The sequence below is a fragment of the Serratia sp. 4542 genome, assembly GCF_016805595.1.
GTDB lineage: Bacteria > Pseudomonadota > Gammaproteobacteria > Enterobacterales > Enterobacteriaceae > Serratia > Serratia nevei.
The window spans coordinates 182,800-199,773 of the sequence record NZ_RXKV01000003.1 but is presented as its reverse complement, the minus strand read 5'-3'; the positions used below and the strand labels follow the sequence as shown (position 1 = coordinate 199,773).

At 59.4% G+C, this 16,974-nt stretch carries 18 protein-coding genes; 9 read left to right on the top strand and 9 right to left on the bottom strand.

Annotated elements, in window-relative coordinates; translation table 11 throughout:
• The first annotated feature begins 288 nt into the window (after nt 1–288).
• Both EKL15_RS03320 and EKL15_RS03315 read left to right on the top strand, forming a co-directional pair.
• Nucleotides 289–513 carry a DUF2594 family protein gene (locus tag EKL15_RS03320; protein ID WP_004927950.1) on the top strand — a complete coding sequence of 75 codons (225 nt, stop codon included), beginning with the start codon at nt 289–291 and terminating at the stop codon, nt 511–513.
• A 121-nt stretch (nt 514–634) separates the two neighbouring features.
• Nucleotides 635–976, top strand: coding sequence for a GlpM family protein (locus tag EKL15_RS03315; RefSeq protein ID WP_049201590.1), 342 nt, complete (start codon nt 635–637; stop codon nt 974–976).
• Between the two features lie 19 nt (nt 977–995).
• Here EKL15_RS03315 and EKL15_RS03310 read toward each other — a convergent pair whose 3' ends face one another.
• Both EKL15_RS03310 and EKL15_RS03305 read right to left on the bottom strand, forming a co-directional pair.
• Nucleotides 996–1,427, bottom strand: a complete 432-nt coding sequence (locus EKL15_RS03310; protein WP_038875373.1) for a hypothetical protein — start codon at nt 1,425–1,427, stop codon at nt 996–998.
• A gap of 170 nt (nt 1,428–1,597) precedes the next feature.
• On the bottom strand, nt 1,598–1,912 hold the full coding sequence (locus EKL15_RS03305) for a hypothetical protein (protein ID WP_157800484.1): 315 nt from the start codon (nt 1,910–1,912) through the stop codon (nt 1,598–1,600).
• Between the two features lie 541 nt (nt 1,913–2,453).
• On the opposite strand from EKL15_RS03305, the gene EKL15_RS24810 reads away from it, so the two are divergent.
• Nucleotides 2,454–2,813, top strand: a complete 360-nt coding sequence (locus tag EKL15_RS24810) for a hypothetical protein (RefSeq protein ID WP_004927961.1) — start codon at nt 2,454–2,456, stop codon at nt 2,811–2,813.
• Nucleotides 2,814–2,860: 47 nt separating this feature from the next.
• Here EKL15_RS24810 and EKL15_RS03295 read toward each other — a convergent pair whose 3' ends face one another.
• Genes EKL15_RS03295 through EKL15_RS03280 form a run of 4 tightly spaced genes read right to left on the bottom strand, consistent with a single transcriptional unit; the run spans nt 2,861 to nt 6,450 of the window.
• Nucleotides 2,861–4,129, bottom strand: coding sequence for an FAD/NAD(P)-binding oxidoreductase (locus EKL15_RS03295; RefSeq protein ID WP_100396527.1), 1,269 nt, complete (start codon nt 4,127–4,129; stop codon nt 2,861–2,863).
• Nucleotides 4,122–4,382 (bottom strand): (2Fe-2S)-binding protein, encoded by a 261-nt coding sequence (locus EKL15_RS03290; protein ID WP_084826452.1) that lies wholly within the window; start codon nt 4,380–4,382, stop codon nt 4,122–4,124. Before EKL15_RS03290 ends, EKL15_RS03295 begins: the two co-directional genes overlap by 8 nt.
• The gene (locus tag EKL15_RS03285; RefSeq protein ID WP_100396526.1) at nt 4,379–5,503 is read right to left on the bottom strand and encodes an FAD-binding oxidoreductase; all 1,125 of its coding nucleotides are present in this window, start codon (nt 5,501–5,503) and stop codon (nt 4,379–4,381) included. Before EKL15_RS03285 ends, EKL15_RS03290 begins: the two co-directional genes overlap by 4 nt.
• Complete coding sequence (locus EKL15_RS03280) at nt 5,503–6,450, bottom strand: 4-hydroxyproline epimerase (protein WP_060419601.1); 948 nt, start codon at nt 6,448–6,450, stop codon at nt 5,503–5,505. The genes EKL15_RS03285 and EKL15_RS03280 overlap by 1 nt, the downstream gene beginning before the upstream one ends.
• A gap of 389 nt (nt 6,451–6,839) precedes the next feature.
• Between EKL15_RS03280 and EKL15_RS03275 the strand changes: the two genes are divergently transcribed.
• The 5 genes from EKL15_RS03275 (at nt 6,840) to EKL15_RS03255 (ending at nt 13,139) form a co-directional block, all read left to right on the top strand.
• Nucleotides 6,840–7,694 (top strand): AraC family transcriptional regulator, encoded by an 855-nt coding sequence (locus tag EKL15_RS03275; RefSeq protein ID WP_100396525.1) that lies wholly within the window; start codon nt 6,840–6,842, stop codon nt 7,692–7,694.
• A 209-nt stretch (nt 7,695–7,903) separates the two neighbouring features.
• Entirely contained in the window at nt 7,904–8,824 is a 921-nt protein-coding gene (locus EKL15_RS03270) for a dihydrodipicolinate synthase family protein (RefSeq protein WP_060440235.1), read from the top strand.
• A 55-nt stretch (nt 8,825–8,879) separates the two neighbouring features.
• A complete protein-coding gene (locus tag EKL15_RS03265; protein WP_203088774.1) occupies nt 8,880–10,496 on the top strand; it encodes an aldehyde dehydrogenase (NADP(+)) in 1,617 nt (538 codons plus the stop codon).
• 44 nt (nt 10,497–10,540) lie between these two features.
• Complete coding sequence (locus EKL15_RS03260; protein ID WP_063989483.1) at nt 10,541–12,106, top strand: APC family permease; 1,566 nt, start codon at nt 10,541–10,543, stop codon at nt 12,104–12,106.
• Nucleotides 12,107–12,125: 19 nt separating this feature from the next.
• A complete protein-coding gene (locus EKL15_RS03255; protein WP_060440238.1) occupies nt 12,126–13,139 on the top strand; it encodes an Ldh family oxidoreductase in 1,014 nt (337 codons plus the stop codon).
• Nucleotides 13,140–13,185: 46 nt separating this feature from the next.
• Here the strand turns inward: EKL15_RS03255 and EKL15_RS03250 are convergent, their stop codons facing one another.
• From EKL15_RS03250 to EKL15_RS03240, 3 genes are all read right to left on the bottom strand, one after another.
• Nucleotides 13,186–13,866, bottom strand: a complete 681-nt coding sequence (locus tag EKL15_RS03250; protein ID WP_060419615.1) for a hypothetical protein — start codon at nt 13,864–13,866, stop codon at nt 13,186–13,188.
• Nucleotides 13,867–14,043: 177 nt separating this feature from the next.
• On the bottom strand, nt 14,044–14,472 hold the full coding sequence (locus EKL15_RS03245) for a universal stress protein (protein WP_033642623.1): 429 nt from the start codon (nt 14,470–14,472) through the stop codon (nt 14,044–14,046).
• 179 nt (nt 14,473–14,651) lie between these two features.
• Nucleotides 14,652–15,368, bottom strand: a complete 717-nt coding sequence (locus EKL15_RS03240; RefSeq protein WP_100396523.1) for an autoinducer binding domain-containing protein — start codon at nt 15,366–15,368, stop codon at nt 14,652–14,654.
• Nucleotides 15,369–15,707: 339 nt separating this feature from the next.
• Here EKL15_RS03240 and EKL15_RS03235 point away from each other — a divergent pair, with 339 nt between their 5' ends.
• The gene (locus EKL15_RS03235) at nt 15,708–16,880 is read left to right on the top strand and encodes an MFS transporter (protein WP_100396522.1); all 1,173 of its coding nucleotides are present in this window, start codon (nt 15,708–15,710) and stop codon (nt 16,878–16,880) included.
• Nucleotides 16,881–16,974: the final 94 nt, after the last annotated feature.

Here is a 16,974-nt window from a genome sequence, read left to right as displayed (position 1 = left end):
CGCCTCAAATAATTATAATAACCCCAATGGTTCAACAATAACGTGCCGGACAAATACTTGTTAACCGCCCCGAAATAACTTACCGATAATGGATGATTCAGGCTGGCGGTGAACGGGCGCTGCCCACCGGCGTGAGCGGAGCAAGCCCGGTGCAGATGATGGACGCATGCTATGCTATACTCCGCGCCCAGTTAAATTCGCCGCCGCGCATGGGGCAACGTTTAGCCCGCGCGCGGTGCGCCAAAGCAGCTTGTATCAGGCTACGGCCTCAAAAAATCAGGAGAGAAAATGAGCAACGTTGATTTCACTACGTCTGCAAACCCGGAGATCTTGGCGACCGAGGTTGCCTGCCTCAAAGCCACGCTGACGCTGATCCTGAAGTCGATCGGCCAGGCCGACGCCGGGAAAGTTATCATCAACATGGAACGTTTTATCGCCCAGATTGAAGATCCCACCCAGGCGGAAATCTTCAAGAACAGCATTCAGCAAATCAAGCACGCTTACCGTCAGTAAGCGTTGCGTCTCAGACCCGCGCTTCATGCGGGTCTGCTTTTCCCCGCGTTACGCCACACCCCATTGATCTTGCACGTGCTTTCGGGCAGTGTGTTGGCTTTCCCCCACACCCGAGACCATTATGGGCATCCTTGTCAAAGCGCTGATCGGCGCACTGGTCGTGGTTCTGATCGGCCTGCTGGCCAAAACGCGCAACTATTATATCGCCGGTTTAGTTCCGCTTTTCCCCACTTTCGCCCTGATTGCGCACTACATTGTCGGCAACGAGCGTTCCATTGCGGCGCTGAAAACGACGCTAATTTTCGGCATGTGGGCAGTGCTGCCCTATCTGGTGTATTTGATTTCTTTGTATTTCCTGATTAACAGCCTGCGGCTGTCGTTGGCCCTGGGGGCGGCGGTGCTGTGCTGGGTTGCGGCGGCGTGGCTATTAATTACCCTATGGGGATGGTGGCAAGGACGTTAACGCCCTTGCCCGGCCGGGGTTACGGTCGCCCCGCCTGCAAAACGAAACCGCGCTGCCGGTCACCGGCGATGCGCAGATAGCGGCTTTCACCGGCGCGCAGCGTCATCGGTATACTGCCTCCGGTATCACGCCAAATGCACAGGTGATTCTCGATCATATCTTGCCCGATACTGACCGAGATATTGCCTGGCGGCACGCGAAACTCTGCTTTTTCTTTCGCCTCCAGCGAAGCGGCAAACTCCCCATTCACATAGACGCCGGTGCGGCAGCTGCCTGCCAGCATTCCGCTGTCGCGAACCACCACCACCGTGGCGTAAGGCGTATCCGGGATATTCTGATAGAGCATCAGACGGCTCGGGGGCGGTAACTGAGCCTGTTGCGGCGGTATGGCTTGAGTCGCACATCCCGTTAACAGTGCAGAGGCAAATAACAACGCGGCGTAATGCTTCATCCTTGGCTCCTGAAGAAAATAATGCTTATCGTAACAAGAGAATAGCTGCCTCCAGTAGCATTCATGTCGCAGAGGCGAAAAAATCGGACAACTTCCCACGCCCCCACCACCCCGCAGGAATAAGAAGATTCTGCATTAAAGCTATTGAAATAAAGGCGATTCTTGCAAATTTAAAACTTGACCATGCCACGTTGGATATCTGCCGCAAACGCACCGCTGACGTAACTGAAACCATCCGGCGTGACGTAAACCCGGGTATGGCCGGTCTCTGATAACACCGCCACCATATATCCCAGGCTGATCATTTCATGTGAAGGCACATTCATCGGGGTTAGAAATCCACGCCCGCGGCACCACTGATAAAAGCGAGTTCGCCCATATCCCAACACGGCGCCAACATCAGAGAGGTGTTTAAACGTATCATAATCCTCTGATGATGAAGGTAAACCGTCATGACTTTCAGGCGTTTTCTTTATCCCAGACAAAATAAACTCCTTTTTTGACTCTGTCGCGAACGGTTATCCTTCATCTGAGCTGAATTTAAAAAATCCAAATTTAAAATGCAAATGAATTCCCTGTAACTAAAAAGCCTTTCATGGATGAAATCTGAAAATAAAACCACAATAAAAAAACAGAAATAAAAAAATAAAGTATTAATACCGGTAATTAAATCTTAGGCATGGGTAAATATCCTAAATAAAAATGACATTAAAATAGGATAAGAAAATACTTAGCCTGCATATTGTTTCCCTTCTCAAAATGATGCAATGGTGCTCGGTATATTGCGGCAAAAAAGAGAATGGATAAAACCAGCGTCACGTCGCCCCCTCGTCGTAAGATCGCGATCCCTGCCGGCCTCCCTCAATTCGCCACATCCTCTCTCGACGCGGCGCTACCTCAATCACACCTAAACAATAACCATTATCATTTCCAATTGTTCCGTCAGTTTATTACACTTTCTCACCTCGCCAATTAGGAACATTCCTAGGCGGCGAGCCCCAGGATAGAGAAAGAATTAGGGACACCATGAAGAATTGCCGTTGTTTGATTGTTTTGCCGTTATTGATGTTGACCGCCTGCACACAATGGGAAAGGCCCGGCGCGGTTGAGAGTACCCGGAATGCCGAATATGCCGAATGCCGTAGCCGCGGCTATGATCGCTTCCCCCCGGACGTGGTGCGGGACGTGGAGTTCAGCTACGAAAACAAATACATTCCTTGCGAGAAGAACAAGAAAGACTGCCCATCGGGATACCGCTATGACAAGGAACCGTCGATTAAAACAGTGCAGACCGATCGCAATCAGTCCGCCCGAGACGCCACCATCGAAGCCTGTATGTACGGCAAAGGCTGGCGTGAGAAAACCTACTATTGGCCGCAATGGTGATGCAGCGACGTGGGATTGGACTGAAACGTCACCGCAGCGATGCGCCATCAATTGGCATCGTCGCTGCAATGCCCTCCCAGAGCAACCAGCGTTTCCGCTCTGACCGGCGTTAAAGGCACACGCGGTGGCGGTAAAGGCCAGCCCAAAAGCTGCCTCGCCGCCGTCGCACAGACTTTGCCCTGGCAAGCCCCCATGCCACAACGGCTGCTCAACTTGGCCGTGTTCCAATCTGGCTGATGGCTAATCTGTTCCAGCGTGACGTCTTCGCAGCGACACAGTATCGTTTGCGGTTTGGCCAGCGAATTCAAGCGATCATCAAGTGCAAAGGTGCTTGCCACCGCCATGGCGAAACGTCGCCACTGCCGCCGCTGCGCCGCCAGGCGCTCTGCCTTTTCCCGCTGCCCAGTGGCAGCATAACCGGCGATAGCGCCTTCAGTGAGTGCCAATTCACTGCCGCCGATGCCGGTACACTCCCCGGCAGCAAAAATGTGCGCCAGGCTGGTTTGCTGCCAATGATCCACCGCTACGGCGTCGTGTTCTATCCGACACCCCAGCAGCATCGCCAACTCAATATTCGCCACCAGGCCAAAACCGCAGGCCAACCTGTCGCAGGCGATCGTTCTCTCCCGCCCGCCGTTATTGACGTGCACCGAGGTTAAACGTTCCTGCCCCAACGCCGCCAGTACCCGGCTGCCGGCAAGATAACGACGCGGCATCAGGGAAAACGCCTGACGCAGTTTGGCCGGCCAGCGCCACAGCCCGCCGGCGAACGCCGCCAACCGCCAAAGCGGCGCCTGTTCCGCCACCAGCACTACCTCGCCGCCGGCCTGTTTCACGCTGTTCGCCACCGCCAGCAACAGCGGACCACTGCCAGCGATCGCCACTCGCTCACCACGGATCGCCAGCCCCTGCTTGATTTGCGCCTGTAGACCACCGGCGCCGGTCACCCCCGGCAGCGTCCAGCCGGGAAACGGCAACAACAGTTCACGCGCGCCATTGCATAAAATCAGCTTCTGATAGCGAATCACGCCGCAGCCTTCGGCATCTTCATAGGCCAATCGGTTAGCGCCACACTGCGCCACCAGCTTGCAGCCGGACTGCAGCGCAATATTTTCCATCGTCGCCACCGCCTGCCGATAGCGGTTCGCCGTTTCAGGCAAAGCCACCTGCGGCCCATCGCGCCAGATTTGCCCGCCGGGATGCGGATTATCATCAATCATTCGCACCTGGCCACCACTTTCCGCTGCGGCCAGCGCCGCCGCCATGCCGGCCGGCCCGGCACCGACGATCAGCACCTCACAGTCGAAGTTACTCATCATCGCTCCTCTCAATGCGCATACCGGCTTGGCACAGCGTCTGGCACGCCAGACGACGCAGACCATTAATGGTCACCCGGCACTCCTGGCAAACGCCCATGCCGCAAAAGGGGGGGCGCGGTTGGTGAGAAATAGACAACCGACAACGATCGTCGCCACACAGGCTGAGTGCCGCAGCAACGCTAATGCCAACCGGCACCCGGCAGGGATCGCCATCGATGCTCAACGTAAGCGTGTTTTGTCCTTCATTCATACCGGCAGCTCCTCGGCAGCAAACGCCCGTGCCGCCAAATACGGGGTATCGTCAATCTCCGGCGTTTGCCGGCCGATCTGAGCAGTAATCAGCGCGGCGCTGCCGAGGGCAGTCGTGACGCCCAATCCCTCGTGCCCCAACGCCAGCCACAGCCAGGAATGCCGCGGATGCACGCCCAGCAGCGGCAGCCCGTCGACAGAGGCGGCGCGCAGCCCGGTCCAGCAGCGAATGATGTTCATCTGCGCCAGCGCGGGCAAGAAATGCTGCGCACGCGTGAGCATCGCCGCCAGCACTGGCATGTCCAACGCCGAATCGACGGCATCGAACTGGCGGGAAGAACCGATCAGCCATTGCCCGGTGGGTCGTGCCTGCACATTGAATGCCACCGATGTGCCGCCGCTGGCATGCGCGCTGGCACCGTATCCCAACTCCACTAACTGATGCCGCACCCGCGGCGGATAGCGATCGGTGATCGCCAGATGGCCCTTCTTGGCGTGCAGCAAAGTCTGCGGCAATAGGCTATTGGCCCTAAGGCCGCAGGCCAGGACCACCGTCGGCGCAGCCAGGCGCCTGCCGTCCGCCAGCCGCACAACCCCCTCTTCCAGCGCTGCTGCTTCGCCATGCACCACGTCGATCGCCGCGCCACCGTCGGCCAACAGCCAGCGAGCCGCGAGCGGCGCATACAGAATGCCGTCGCCCGGCACCCGCAGCCCACCGGCCAGGCCGTGCCGCAGCATCGGCTCCATGGCGGCGATCTGCTCCGCCGTCAGCAATTCAGCGGCTACGCCCTGCTCCGCCAGCCGCGCCCGCTTTTGCTCGGCGATGGCCATTTCATCCGCTTTATCCGCCAGCCATAGCGTTCCGCAGCCGCGCCAGGCACACGCTTGCGGCATGCGCCCCGTCACTTCACGCCATAACCGCAGCGAATAAGCGCTCAACGCCAGCTCGGCCGGGTTGTCGTCCATGCACACCAGATGCCCCATGCCGGCGGCCGTAGCGCCGGCGCGGCGATCGTCCACCACCGAGACGCGATACCCTTCCCGCGCCAGCCACCAGGCGCAGGCGGCACCGATGATGCCGGCGCCGATCACGATGACATCGGCTTTCCGCCCGACGCCCATCAGCGTATTCCCCAGACAAAGGGATCGCGTTCGTCGAGCAGCAGTTGGCTATCGGCGCACACATAGGCCTGCCCACGAATAAAGGGGGTAATGCGATCGCCATTCCGGCGATAGTAGGCCTGAAATTCGCTGCCGATCACGCTGGCCTGCCGCCACTGCGTGTCCGGCGGCAGCTTGCCGTCTGCCGCCAGACACGCCAGTTTGGCACTGGTGCCGGTGCCGCATGGGGAGCGATCGTAGGCTTTTCCGGGGCACAGCACGAAGCTGCGGCTGTCGGCCTGCGGATCGTCACCGAACAGTTCGATATGGTCTATCGCTCCGCCGTCTTCACCGCAGATACCCGCCTGCTCCAACGTCTGCCGCACCGCCCAGGTGAACGCGGTCAACGCCTCCAGATTTTGTTTATCGATGGGCAACGGCGACTCGCCGATCAGGAAGAACCAGTTGCCGCCCCAGGCGATGTCACCCGTCACCGGCCCGTAACCCGCCACCTCAAGCCGCACCTGGCGGCGGTAACGATAAGCCGCCACGTTCTCCACCGTGACGCTGCCGTCCTCGTGCAGCGTGGCGTTTACCGGGCCGACCGGGGTCTCTATCAGGTGACGCCCGGCGTGGATGCGCCCCAGGTGCGCCAGCGAAGCGATCAGCCCGATGGTGCCGTGCCCGCACATGCCCAGGTAGCCGCTGTTGTTAAAGAAGATCACGCCGGCGGTGGCCTGTGGCGAACAGGGGCGGCACAGCAACGCCCCCACCAACACGTCGTTACCGCGCGGCTCGAGCATCACCGCACAGCGCCAATCGTCATAATGTTGCGCGAAACGCGCCCGCCGTTCCGCCATGCTGCCCTCGCCAAGATCGGGAAAGCCTTCCACGATCAGGCGGGTCGGCTCTCCGCCGGTATGAGAATCGATCGCCCGCAAAGCGGTGATATGCGCAGAAAGTGCCATCGGCGTCTCCTGGGTTAATGAGATGTTACCAATGGCGTTAGCCTGAACGAATGTGGCCATTACGGCTTGATGCGTTTCGGCGCGGCAAATGAAGAAATCAGCACAGTGACAAAAGTCAGGCCTGACGCGTCACGGGCGCGCCCTTAACGAAAACCATAACAATAACTTATTTATCATAGCCTTAATTTCATGCTAAACCTCCCCGTGGCGAGAAGCGCCGCAGTTTTCAAGCAACCGCCACGCACCGCGCGGCAAAAGTATGCGGCAATCCGCATATTTGGCAGGCGGCCGGAAATAGCGCTTGATTCGTTAAAGAAAAGTTAATATTGATGCGAAGACATCAACCCGAGCCGCCTGTTTTTCCGGCTAACGACCGAAAAGGGACAGCTATGCGATTCACTTCAGACTATCAGCCTCCGGTTTCTCTCTCTCCGCCTTCGCTCGTGGGGCTGCCGGAGCAAGAGGACGTTTTCGCCGTTGAACATCTGTCGCGCCTGTGCGACGGCCTGGCGCAGCAGCGCCCGAACAACCTGCGCGATCTGCTGAATACGCTGGCGCTGATCGCGCCGCTGCTGAACGCGATCCCTAACGTGGTGTTCTTTATCAAAGACGCCCAGGCCCGCTACCTGCTGGCCAACCTGACGCTGGCCAGGCGCTGCGGTTTCAAAACTGTTACGCCGTTGCTGGGCAAGACCTCCGCCGACGTTTTTCCCGCCCAGCTCGGATCCGGCTACACCGAGCAGGATCTGCGGGTATTGCGCCACGGCGTGCTGATCCAGGATCAGTTGGAAATGCACCTGTACAACGGCCGCGAAACCGGCTGGTGCCTGACGCAAAAGCTGGCACTGTACGACGCGCAGGGAAAAATCATCGGTATGGCGGGTATTTCTCACGATCTGCAGGAGGCCAGGGCCCATCACCCGGCCTACCAACGGCTGGCGGCGATCGACGTGCACATCCGCCGCCACTACGCACGGCCGATCGCGCTTGAGGAGCTAACGGCGCTGACCGGCTTGTCGGTGGCTCAGATCGAACGCTACTGCAAACGTATCTTCCACCTCACCCCGCGCCAGATGATCCACAAAGTGCGGTTAGAAAAGGCCACGGAACTGCTGGCCGGCGATCTGCCGATCACCGACATCGCGCTGCTGTGCGGCTACACCGATCACAGCGCCTTCAGCCGTCAATTCAAAGCGATGACCGGCTCTACGCCGCGCGATTTCCGCCTGACGATTTCCGCTTAATGCGCTGATTTATCTGGTTAACCCCCCTCTTTTCACGGTGCACCGGCGCCCGGTTTTTTCACGCCCGCTATTCGGCGCCATTGTGCCAATTTCGTCGCGGCAATCGGCGAAAAGCGTCAAGCCTCTCCGCGCAATACCGGTCAATCTGTCGGTGAGCCTTACCAAAGATTCACTTTTCATTAACACTTTCGGACGACAGGACAAACACGATGAGCCATAAAGCCATAAGCTGGAGCGGCGTATTCCCGGCGGTGACGACCCAGTTCCGCAACGATTTCTCTCTGGACCTCGATGCCACTCATACGGTGATTAAAAACCTGGTGCGCGACGGCGTCTCCGGCCTGGTGGTGTGCGGCACCGTCGGTGAAAACACCTCGATGACGGTGCAAGAGAAGCTGGCGGTGATCGAAGTGGCAAGAGACGCCGCCGACGGTAAAGTTCCGGTGATCGCCGGCATCGCCGAGTTCACCACCGCCTTCGCGCAGAACATGGCGCGTGAAGCGCAAAAGGCCGGCGTCGACGGGATTATGGTGATGCCGGCGCTGGTCTACTCCGCCAAGCCGCACGAAACTGCCGCGCACTTCCGCAGCGTCGCCGGCGCGACCGATCTGCCGATCATGGTCTACAACAATCCTCCCATTTACAAAAATGACGTCACGCCCGACATCCTGACCTCGCTGGTCGACTGCGAAAATATCGTGTGCTTCAAAGACTCTTCGGGCGACACCCGCCGCTTTATCGATCTGCGCAACGAAGTCGGCGATCGCTTCGTGCTGTTTGCCGGGTTGGACGATGTGGTGCTGGAAAGCCTCGCCGTTGGTGCGCAAGGTTGGATCTCCGGCATGTCCAATGCCTTCCCGCGCGAAGGAGAAACGCTGTTCCGGCTGGCGAAGGAAAAACGCTATGAGGAAGCCTTGGCGCTGTACAGCTGGTTTATGCCACTGCTGCACCTCGATGCCCGCCCCGATCTGGTGCAGTGCATCAAACTCTGCGAACAGCGGGTCGGCCGCGGCAGCGCCGTCACTCGTCCGCCGCGCCTGCCGCTGCAGGGCGAGACGCTCACCGAGATCAACGCCGTGATCGAGAAAGCGCTGGCCACTCGCCCTGCGCTGCCGAACGTCGGCCTGTAACACCTTCATCGCCCGGCCATGCCGGGCGTCATGCTTTCTCTACCGGGGGGAACCGATGCCCAACGATCGCTATGCCGCCATCAGCGGCCAACAATTTATCAGCGGCCAGCGCTGCGCCGCAGGGGAAGCGACGCTGCTCAGCCTGCGCGCCGACGACGGTGAGCCGACCGGCTACCGCTTCCACCAGGCCACGGCGGCAGAAACCGCCGCCGCCGCAGAAGCTGCCGCCGCGGCCTTTGCACCCTATTCGCAGCTCAGCGCGGAACAACGCGCGAACTTTCTCGACGCCATTGCCGAGGAGTTAGACGCGTTGGATGAGGCTTTCTTCGCCTTCGCCATGCAGGAAACCGCCTTGCCGCCGGCGCGGTTGAGCGGCGAACGAGCCAGAACCAGCGGCCAGATGCGGCTGTTCGCTACGCTGCTGCGGCGCGGCGACGTCGAGGGCGTGCGCATCGACTGCGCGCTGCCGCAGCGCTCCCCCCTGCCGCGCCCCGATCTACGTCAATACCGCACGGCGCTCGGCCCGGTGGCGGTATTCGGCGCCAGCAACTTCCCGCTGGCGTTCTCCACCGCGGGTGGCGATACCGCCGCCGCGCTCGCCGCCGGCTGCCCGGTCGTGTTCAAGGCGCACAGCGGCCATATGATCACCGCCGAGCTGACCGCTCAGGCGATCGAGCGCGCCCGGAAACACACGGGGATGCCTGCCGGCGTCTTCAACATGATCTTCGGCAACCGCGTGGGAGCCGACCTGGTACAACATCCGGCGATTCAGGCCGTGGGATTCACCGGCTCACTGCAAGGCGGTCGAGCGCTCTTCGATCTGGCGACGCAACGCCCTCAACCCATCCCGGTCTTCGCCGAAATGTCGAGCATCAACCCGGTCGTGATCCTGCCACAGGCGCTGGCGCGGCGCGGGCAGCACATCGCGCAGGAACTGGTCTCTTCCTTTACGCTCGGTTGCGGTCAGTTCTGCACCAAGCCCGGCGTGATCGTCGCGCTGCGTGGCGCCGCCTTCGATCGGCTGGCCGAAACGATGAGCGCCTTGGTCAACGCCGCCGAGCCGCAACCGATGCTGAATACCGGCACGCTGGAACACTACCGTCACGGGCTGGCGGCCCTCGATGCGCACCCGGGTATGCGCCGTCTGGCGGGCCGCGGCGAAATGCCCCCTCATCGGGCGACGGCACAGCTGTATCAAGCGGAGGAGGCGCTGCTGCTGCAGGCCGATCCGCTGCTGCAACAGGAGGTCTTCGGCCCGGCTAGCATCCTGGTCGCTGTAGATAGCGAAGCACAGCTGTACGCGGCGCTGGCGGCATTGCAAGGTCAGTTGACCGCCACGCTGCTGGCGGATGACGGCGATCTCGATATGGCCGCCGGGCTGACGACGTTGTTGGCGCGCAAAGCCGGCCGGGTGCTGTTCAACGGGTATCCGACCGGGGTAGAAGTGTGCGACGCCATGGTGCACGGCGGTCCCTATCCGGCGACCAGCGACGCACGCGGCACCTCGGTAGGCACGTTGGCCATCGAACGTTTCCTGCGGCCGGTCTGTTTGCAAAACACGCCAGCGGCGCTGTTGCCGCCACCGCTGCAGGACGCCAACCCGCTCAACCTTCTGCGGCTGATGAACGGCGTATTCACCCGAGATCCCCTGGTTTCACCTGCCCAAAATTAGCCCGGCCGCATCTGCCTGCCACTCAATAACAAAAGGGTAATACCATGACAACCCAAGGCAAATTCAAGAAGCAGCTTACGCTCACCGATCTGACGTTCATCGGTCTGGGCGCCATCTTCGGCTCCGGTTGGCTGTTCGCCGCCAGCCATGTCTCCTCCATCGCCGGCCCGGCCGGCATCTATTCCTGGCTGATCGGCGGCCTGGCGGTGCTGCTGCTCGGCATCGTCTACTGCGAACTGGGCGCCGCCCTGCCGCGCGCCGGCGGCATCATTCGCTATCCGGTGTTCTCGCACGGCGAGCTGATGGGTTATCTGCTGGGATTTATCACGCTGATCGCCTTCTCCAGCCTGATCGCCATCGAAGTCGTCGCCGCCCGGCAATACGCCGCCGCTTGGTTCCCGTTCCTCAGCCAGCCGGGTTCCGGCGACCCTACGCCGATCGGCTGGCTGGTGCAGCTGGCGCTGCTGTGCTTTTTCTTCGCGCTCAACTACTACAGCGTCAAAACCTTCGCCAAATCCAATAACCTGATCAGCGTGCTGAAATTTCTGGTGCCGCTGCTGGTGATCGTGGTGTTGTTCAGCTTTTTCAAACCGGAAAACCTGCACAGCCAGGGCTTTGCTCCCTTCGGTTCCGCCGGGGTTGAGGCCGCCATTTCCGCCGGCGGCATCATCTTCGCCTACCTCGGCCTGACGCCGATCATTTCGGTCGCCAGCGAGGTGCAAAGGCCGCAGCGCACCATTCCCATCGCGCTGATCCTGTCGGTGGTGCTGTCCACCATCATCTATGTGCTGCTGCAGATAGCGTTTCTCGGCAGTATCCCCAGCGAGATGCTGAGCGGCGGCTGGGCCGGTATCAGCCAACAGTTCTCCCTGCCGTTCCGCGATATCGCCATCACGCTGGGCATGGGATGGTTGGCATTTCTGGTGGTCAGCGACGCGATCGTTTCACCGAGCGGCACCGGCAATATCTATATGAACGCCACGCCTCGCGTAATCTACGGTTGGGCGCGCGCCGGCACCTTCTTCAAACTGTTCACCCGGGTAGATGGCGAGTCCGGCATTCCCCGCCCGGCGCTGTGGCTGACCTTCGCTCTCTCGGTATTCTGGACGCTGCCGTTCCCGTCGTGGGAAAAGCTGATCGGCGTGGTGTCCGCCGCGCTGGTGCTGAGCTACGCCATCGCCCCGGTCACCGCCGCCGGGCTGCGGCGCAATGCACCCGATATGCCGCGTCCGTTCCGGGTGCGCGCTTTCTGCGTGCTCGGCCCGTTGTCGTTTATCATTTCGGCGTTGATCGTCTTCTGGTCCGGCTGGGATACCGTCTCCTGGCTGCTCGGTTTGCAGATCCTGATGTTCTTCATCTACATCCTGTTCAAAAATCAGGTGCCGACCCACGCCGTTAGCCTCCGGCAGCAAATTTGGTCCTCGCTGTGGCTGATCGTCTTCTATGCGCTGGTGATCGCACTCTCCTACCTCAGCAGCTTCGGCGGCATCGGCGCCATTGCCCACCCGTGGGACACCCTTACCATGGCGGTGATTGCGCTGGCGGTTTACTACTGGGGCGCCTATACCTGTTTACCCCAGGCCAATTTTATCGGCGATGAAGAAGAATGAACCCAGGGAGGACATCAAAATGACATCCATGCACGTTCTGTCGCTGGAACAGGCTTATCAACTGGCGTTGCGCGCACTGCGCAGCAACGGTTTCAATCAGGCGCATGCCGAGGCGGTAGCGCAAAATGTCACCCAGGGTGAACGCGACGGCTGCGCTTCGCACGGGTTGTACCGGCTCTTGGGCTGCGTGCGATCGCTGCAGGCAGGCAAGGTTTCTGCCGATGCGATACCCAGGCTGTTCGACCAGGCACCGGCTATCTTGCGCGCCGATGCCGGCGGCGCGTTTTCTCTGCTGGCCTACCGCACCGCTCTGCCGGCCTTTATCGATAAGGTGCGCACCAACGGTATCGCCGCGTTGACGATCAACCGCTGCGTGCACTTCTCCGCGCTGTGGGCCGACATCGAACCGCTGACCGAGCAGGGGTTGGTGGCCTTGGCCTGCACGCCCAGCCACGCCTGGGTGACGCCGGCCGGCGGTTCGCGCCCGCTGTTCGGCACCAACCCCATTGCCTTCGGCTGGCCGCGCCCGGATCGGCCGCCGTTTTTGTTCGACATGGCCACCAGCGCGACGGCACGCGGCGAAATCGAATTGCATCGCCGCGCAGGCACCCCGCTGCCTGAAGGCTGGGGCATTGATAAGGCAGGCAATCCGTCCACCGATGCCGCCAGCGTGTTGGAGGGCGCAATGCTGACCTTCGGCGGACATAAGGGCTCGGCGCTGGCGGCGATGGTTGAATTGTTGGCCGGGCCGCTGATCGGCGATATGACCAGCAAGGAATCGCTGGCCTACGACGACGGCACCGGTTCGTCGCCTTACGGCGGTGAGCTGATCATCGCGTTGGATCCTGAACGTTTTCTCGGTGCGGATAAGGCGAAATATTTCGCCAGCGCAGAGGCGATGTTTGCTGATATGCAGGCGCAAGGCGCACGCATCCCCGGCGAACGCCGTTATCGGCAGCGGAGGCTGAGCGAACAAGACGGCGTGGAGATCCCCAGAACGCTGTTCGACGAAATCGTGGCGCTGTGCGATTAGCGCCGGATTGATTCCCTCGCGCCGGCAATTCGGCGCGAGGCGAGTTTTACCCTGCCTGAGCCAAGTCGCTGTGCAGACGCTTGCGCCATACCGGTTTGGTATCCCAGCGGGCGAAGTGTTTCGCCTCTTTACCCGACTGCACCTGATGCCACATGTCTTCTTGCCACCGGATCGGTTCCTTTCCTCGCAACGTTGGGCGGGTCTGTTTAATCGTCCGTTGCAAAATGCCCGCTTCCTTAGCGGTAATGGGCGGCGCCTGTCTGGCGGCGTCCAGCGCCCGGCGGCCCAACGGCTCCATCACCCGGTACAACACGTTGACCTGCTGCTGCGTCGCCTGCTGGTTAGTGCTCATCCCCTTACCCGACCAACCGTCGAAATTTTCACCGGGATCGTCTCCCTGCGCACGATATTCATTACCCGGCCCCTCGACGATATTCCATCCTTGCCAGGTCACCAAAGTGTGTAATCCATCGCGATCCTGCAGGTTTTTATTCTTGATCTGTTTGAGCACCTCGGCGCGGTTTGGCACACCGATCAGGTTCATAAACTCGTCCAGCGCGTCCCAATGCTGCCCCGCGACCAGACCATTCCAGACATTACGCAAACAGTTCCAGGGAATGGTGTGATGCCAGGTCAGCGTGATAAGCGGTTTGGTTGACGCGTGTTGCCAACGGCTCGGTTCACTGCCCCGATCGCCTCTGATGATCCCATCGACTTCTAATGGCATAGCTGCCCCTCTTCTGGCTGAGATGAAGAATATGCGCAAGGCCGGTGGCCCGGTTGGCATAAAAACGTCAGCTAAAATCGTAGCAGCTCAGGCTGAGATGGCAATAAAACGCCAGGCACGCTCTGCAGCCGACTGGCAAACGCAGAACGCGCCCGAAAACGGTGGGCTTAAGACGGATTATCTGACGACCATCACCGAAATATTGGCGTGGCGAACGATAGCGGCAGCGTTAGACCCCAGCAGATAGGTTTTCACGCTCGGGCGGCGCGAACCGATGATGATCAGATCGGCGTCGATCTCTTCCGCCAGCTCCAGCGCCTGATCGCGCGCAGAGCCGAAGCTGACGGTGTAATTGAGGCGATCCAACGGCAGATCGATTTCCGACATGATTTTCTTCAGCTTCTCTACCGCCTTCACTTCCGCCTGATTCTCAAATTCCTTGAGACCGAACGAATAGGCAGTCACAAAAGCCGAGGCATCCGGCAGCGCATGGAAGAAATGCACTTTAGCGCCAGACATCTTCGCCAAGTATTCCACATGCTTCAGTGCATGTTCGGTCAACAGGTCCTCTTCAATGTCGATCGGCACCAAAATAGTCTTGTACATATCACGTCCTTTCAATGTAAACCGGGTGCCTACAGAATACTGCCGCGCACGGGCGCGGTGAATCGCTTTATCACGCTTTTGTGATCGGGGGTAAATACTGATAAGGATAATTCTTAATTTAACAAAATATAAACATCACACCGATAACGGATAGGCACTTAACTATTTAGTACTCGAGATTAAATCAGCTGCAAATAAACCGCCTTGGCGGTAGCGGCGGTCTTATTGGAGACAGAAAGTTTTTTAATCGAGTTGCCGATATGGAAATTGACCGTGCGCTCGCTCAACCCCATCAACAGCGCGATCTCTTCCGCCGTTTTCCCTTCGCTGCACCAGCGTAAAATGTCTTTTTCACGCAGCGTCAGCACATCTTTTATCGCGTCGTCGTTCACCGAGATCAAGGCTTCACGCAGCGTTTTATGGGCGGTTTGCGCCAGCCAAAGGAAAAAAGTTTCATTTACTGCGCGCGCTTGCGGCGCTTGCTCGGGTAGTGCTTTACCGGCAAACGTCAGGATCCCCAGCCGGCCATAGCAATCCTTAACCGACTGCGACCAGCCGGCGCACAGGCCGAATTGCGCCATATGCCGCCAAAGCGTCGGACGCTCGTGATAAAAGCTTTCGTCCCACTGGAACTGCAGCGTGGAATGGTGAGCGCGCTCAATAACCGGATCCTGCAAATACACCCGCTGCCGCCGATAATCCTCGAGATAGTTCGCTGAAAAATTCCCTTCGATCAGCATCTTGGGGCGGCTGGCCGGATAACAGGAAAACACGATATAGGAGAAGTAATCAAACCCTAACGCCTCGGCGCAGGGCTCCAGCTGCGTCAGAAAGCATTCGCGATCGGCCAGGCTGCCAATTACCTCCGCCATGAGCCGTTGAGTGCGGGTATCCATAACGCAGGTTCTCCAGATAGCGATGCCGATTTATCGATAGGTCAGACTCACTATAGAATATCGTCGCCCGGCGCCAGTAGCCGTTTCATATAATAAAAAACACCAACGCTATAACGAAAACAGCTATTCCCTTTAAAATAAGCCTTTTTATTGCACCGAACAGGAAAACTGCGCGAATAGCATAATCTCCTCGGCACGTAAACCTGTTATTTCTGTCATAGACAACGCCACCTGTCCGCCATTACTTTTCCTGTGAGCCTAAGTTTGATGAATAGACGCCGTCATGCAGAAAATAATGGAGGCGTGCCGCGATAAAAACGAACATGCCAGGAATACAGAATGAGATTAACGGGCTATAACGGTCAGCTTTCCCCGCTTTATCTGATGGCGACCGGCACGTTCGCCATTGGCACCGACGCCTTTATCGTCGCCGGCGTGCTCAGCGACATTTCCGATACCTTTGCCGTCAGCCCCGCGCAAGCGGGGCAGTTGATATCGGTATTCGCGCTGGCTTATATGTTGTTCGCGCCACTGACCGCCTGGCTGCTCGGCAACGTCAACCGCAAGCATATCCTGCAGTTGGCGCTGGTGCTGTTCATCGCCGGCAACCTGGCCTGCGCCTGGGCCACCAGCTACCTGCAGATCGCGTTCGGCAGAGTGCTGGCCGCATTGGGAGCGGCCTGTTACACACCGCAGGCCGCCGCCGCCGCGGTGGGGCTGGTGGCGGAAAAACGCCGCGGTCTGGCCATTTCCATCGTCTATGGGGGCATGACGTTGGCTATTGCGCTCGGTATTCCATTCGGTACCTTTCTCGCCAAACTGCTCGGCTGGCGTGAAATATTCCTGTTCATCGCCCTGTTGGGGGCAATTGCGCTGCTGGGCCTTTCGCTGGCGCTGCGCGCCATTGCGCCACCGGGCAAGCATTCGCTGAAAGAGCGGCTCGCCCCGCTGCGGCAAAAGGCGGTGCTGACTACGCTGCTGATCACCTTTTTTGCCGTTTGCTCGGAACACATCGTCTACAGCTACGTCAGCGTCTTGCTGAAAAACACCCAGTTCGGCCCGCAGGCGATTCTTCCCCTCGCGCTGCTGCTGTTCGGCATTGGCGCGGTGATCGGCAATTTTGCCTCCGGTGCGTTAACCGATGCCCTCGGCAGCAAGTTTGTGCTGCTGTTTTCCGTGGCGCTCCAGACGCTGTCCCTGTTTCTGTTAGCCTTTTATGTCACCTCACCCTGGTGGGTACTGGCCATCTTTCTGGTCTGGGGTATCACCGGCTGGATGTATCTGGTGCCGATCCAGCATCACCTGTTGTCGCTGTCGAAACGCTTTGGCGCGCTGACCGTGTCGCTCAACAGCTCGGTGCTGTACGCCGGCATCGCGGCGGGTGGCATGCTGGGCGGCCTGGCGCTCTACGCGCTGCCGGCTCATTACTTGCCGCTGTTTTCGCTGCCGCTCGGCGCCATCGCCCTGCTGCTGACGCTGATCTTTTTTCAGAGAAACACTCCCGACGAGTGAACGATGACCGACTTTCCTCACCTTTTTCCACAGCTCATTTTACGCAGCCCACCTCTCGGCGCTGGGCTACACTGCCGGTAGCCCTAATGCGCTG

Excerpts from the sequence above, each read along its gene's own strand:
- EKL15_RS03320 (WP_004927950.1), top strand. The coding sequence starts at position 289 with ATGAGCAACGTTGATTTCACTACGTCTGCAAACCCGGAGATCTTGGCG.
- EKL15_RS03315 (WP_049201590.1), top strand. The coding sequence starts at position 635 with ATGGGCATCCTTGTCAAAGCGCTGATCGGCGCACTGGTCGTGGTTCTG.
- EKL15_RS03310 (WP_038875373.1), bottom strand. The coding sequence starts at position 1,427 with ATGAAGCATTACGCCGCGTTGTTATTTGCCTCTGCACTGTTAACGGGA.
- EKL15_RS24810 (WP_004927961.1), top strand. The coding sequence starts at position 2,454 with ATGAAGAATTGCCGTTGTTTGATTGTTTTGCCGTTATTGATGTTGACC.
- EKL15_RS03295 (WP_100396527.1), bottom strand. The coding sequence starts at position 4,129 with ATGAGTAACTTCGACTGTGAGGTGCTGATCGTCGGTGCCGGGCCGGCC.
- EKL15_RS03290 (WP_084826452.1), bottom strand. The coding sequence starts at position 4,382 with ATGAATGAAGGACAAAACACGCTTACGTTGAGCATCGATGGCGATCCC.
- EKL15_RS03285 (WP_100396526.1), bottom strand. The coding sequence starts at position 5,503 with ATGGGCGTCGGGCGGAAAGCCGATGTCATCGTGATCGGCGCCGGCATC.
- EKL15_RS03280 (WP_060419601.1), bottom strand. The coding sequence starts at position 6,450 with ATGGCACTTTCTGCGCATATCACCGCTTTGCGGGCGATCGATTCTCAT.
- EKL15_RS03275 (WP_100396525.1), top strand. The coding sequence starts at position 6,840 with ATGCGATTCACTTCAGACTATCAGCCTCCGGTTTCTCTCTCTCCGCCT.
- EKL15_RS03270 (WP_060440235.1), top strand. The coding sequence starts at position 7,904 with ATGAGCCATAAAGCCATAAGCTGGAGCGGCGTATTCCCGGCGGTGACG.
- EKL15_RS03265 (WP_203088774.1), top strand. The coding sequence starts at position 8,880 with ATGCCCAACGATCGCTATGCCGCCATCAGCGGCCAACAATTTATCAGC.
- EKL15_RS03260 (WP_063989483.1), top strand. The coding sequence starts at position 10,541 with ATGACAACCCAAGGCAAATTCAAGAAGCAGCTTACGCTCACCGATCTG.
- EKL15_RS03255 (WP_060440238.1), top strand. The coding sequence starts at position 12,126 with ATGACATCCATGCACGTTCTGTCGCTGGAACAGGCTTATCAACTGGCG.
- EKL15_RS03250 (WP_060419615.1), bottom strand. The coding sequence starts at position 13,866 with ATGCCATTAGAAGTCGATGGGATCATCAGAGGCGATCGGGGCAGTGAA.
- EKL15_RS03245 (WP_033642623.1), bottom strand. The coding sequence starts at position 14,472 with ATGTACAAGACTATTTTGGTGCCGATCGACATTGAAGAGGACCTGTTG.
- EKL15_RS03240 (WP_100396523.1), bottom strand. The coding sequence starts at position 15,368 with ATGGATACCCGCACTCAACGGCTCATGGCGGAGGTAATTGGCAGCCTG.
- EKL15_RS03235 (WP_100396522.1), top strand. The coding sequence starts at position 15,708 with ATGAGATTAACGGGCTATAACGGTCAGCTTTCCCCGCTTTATCTGATG.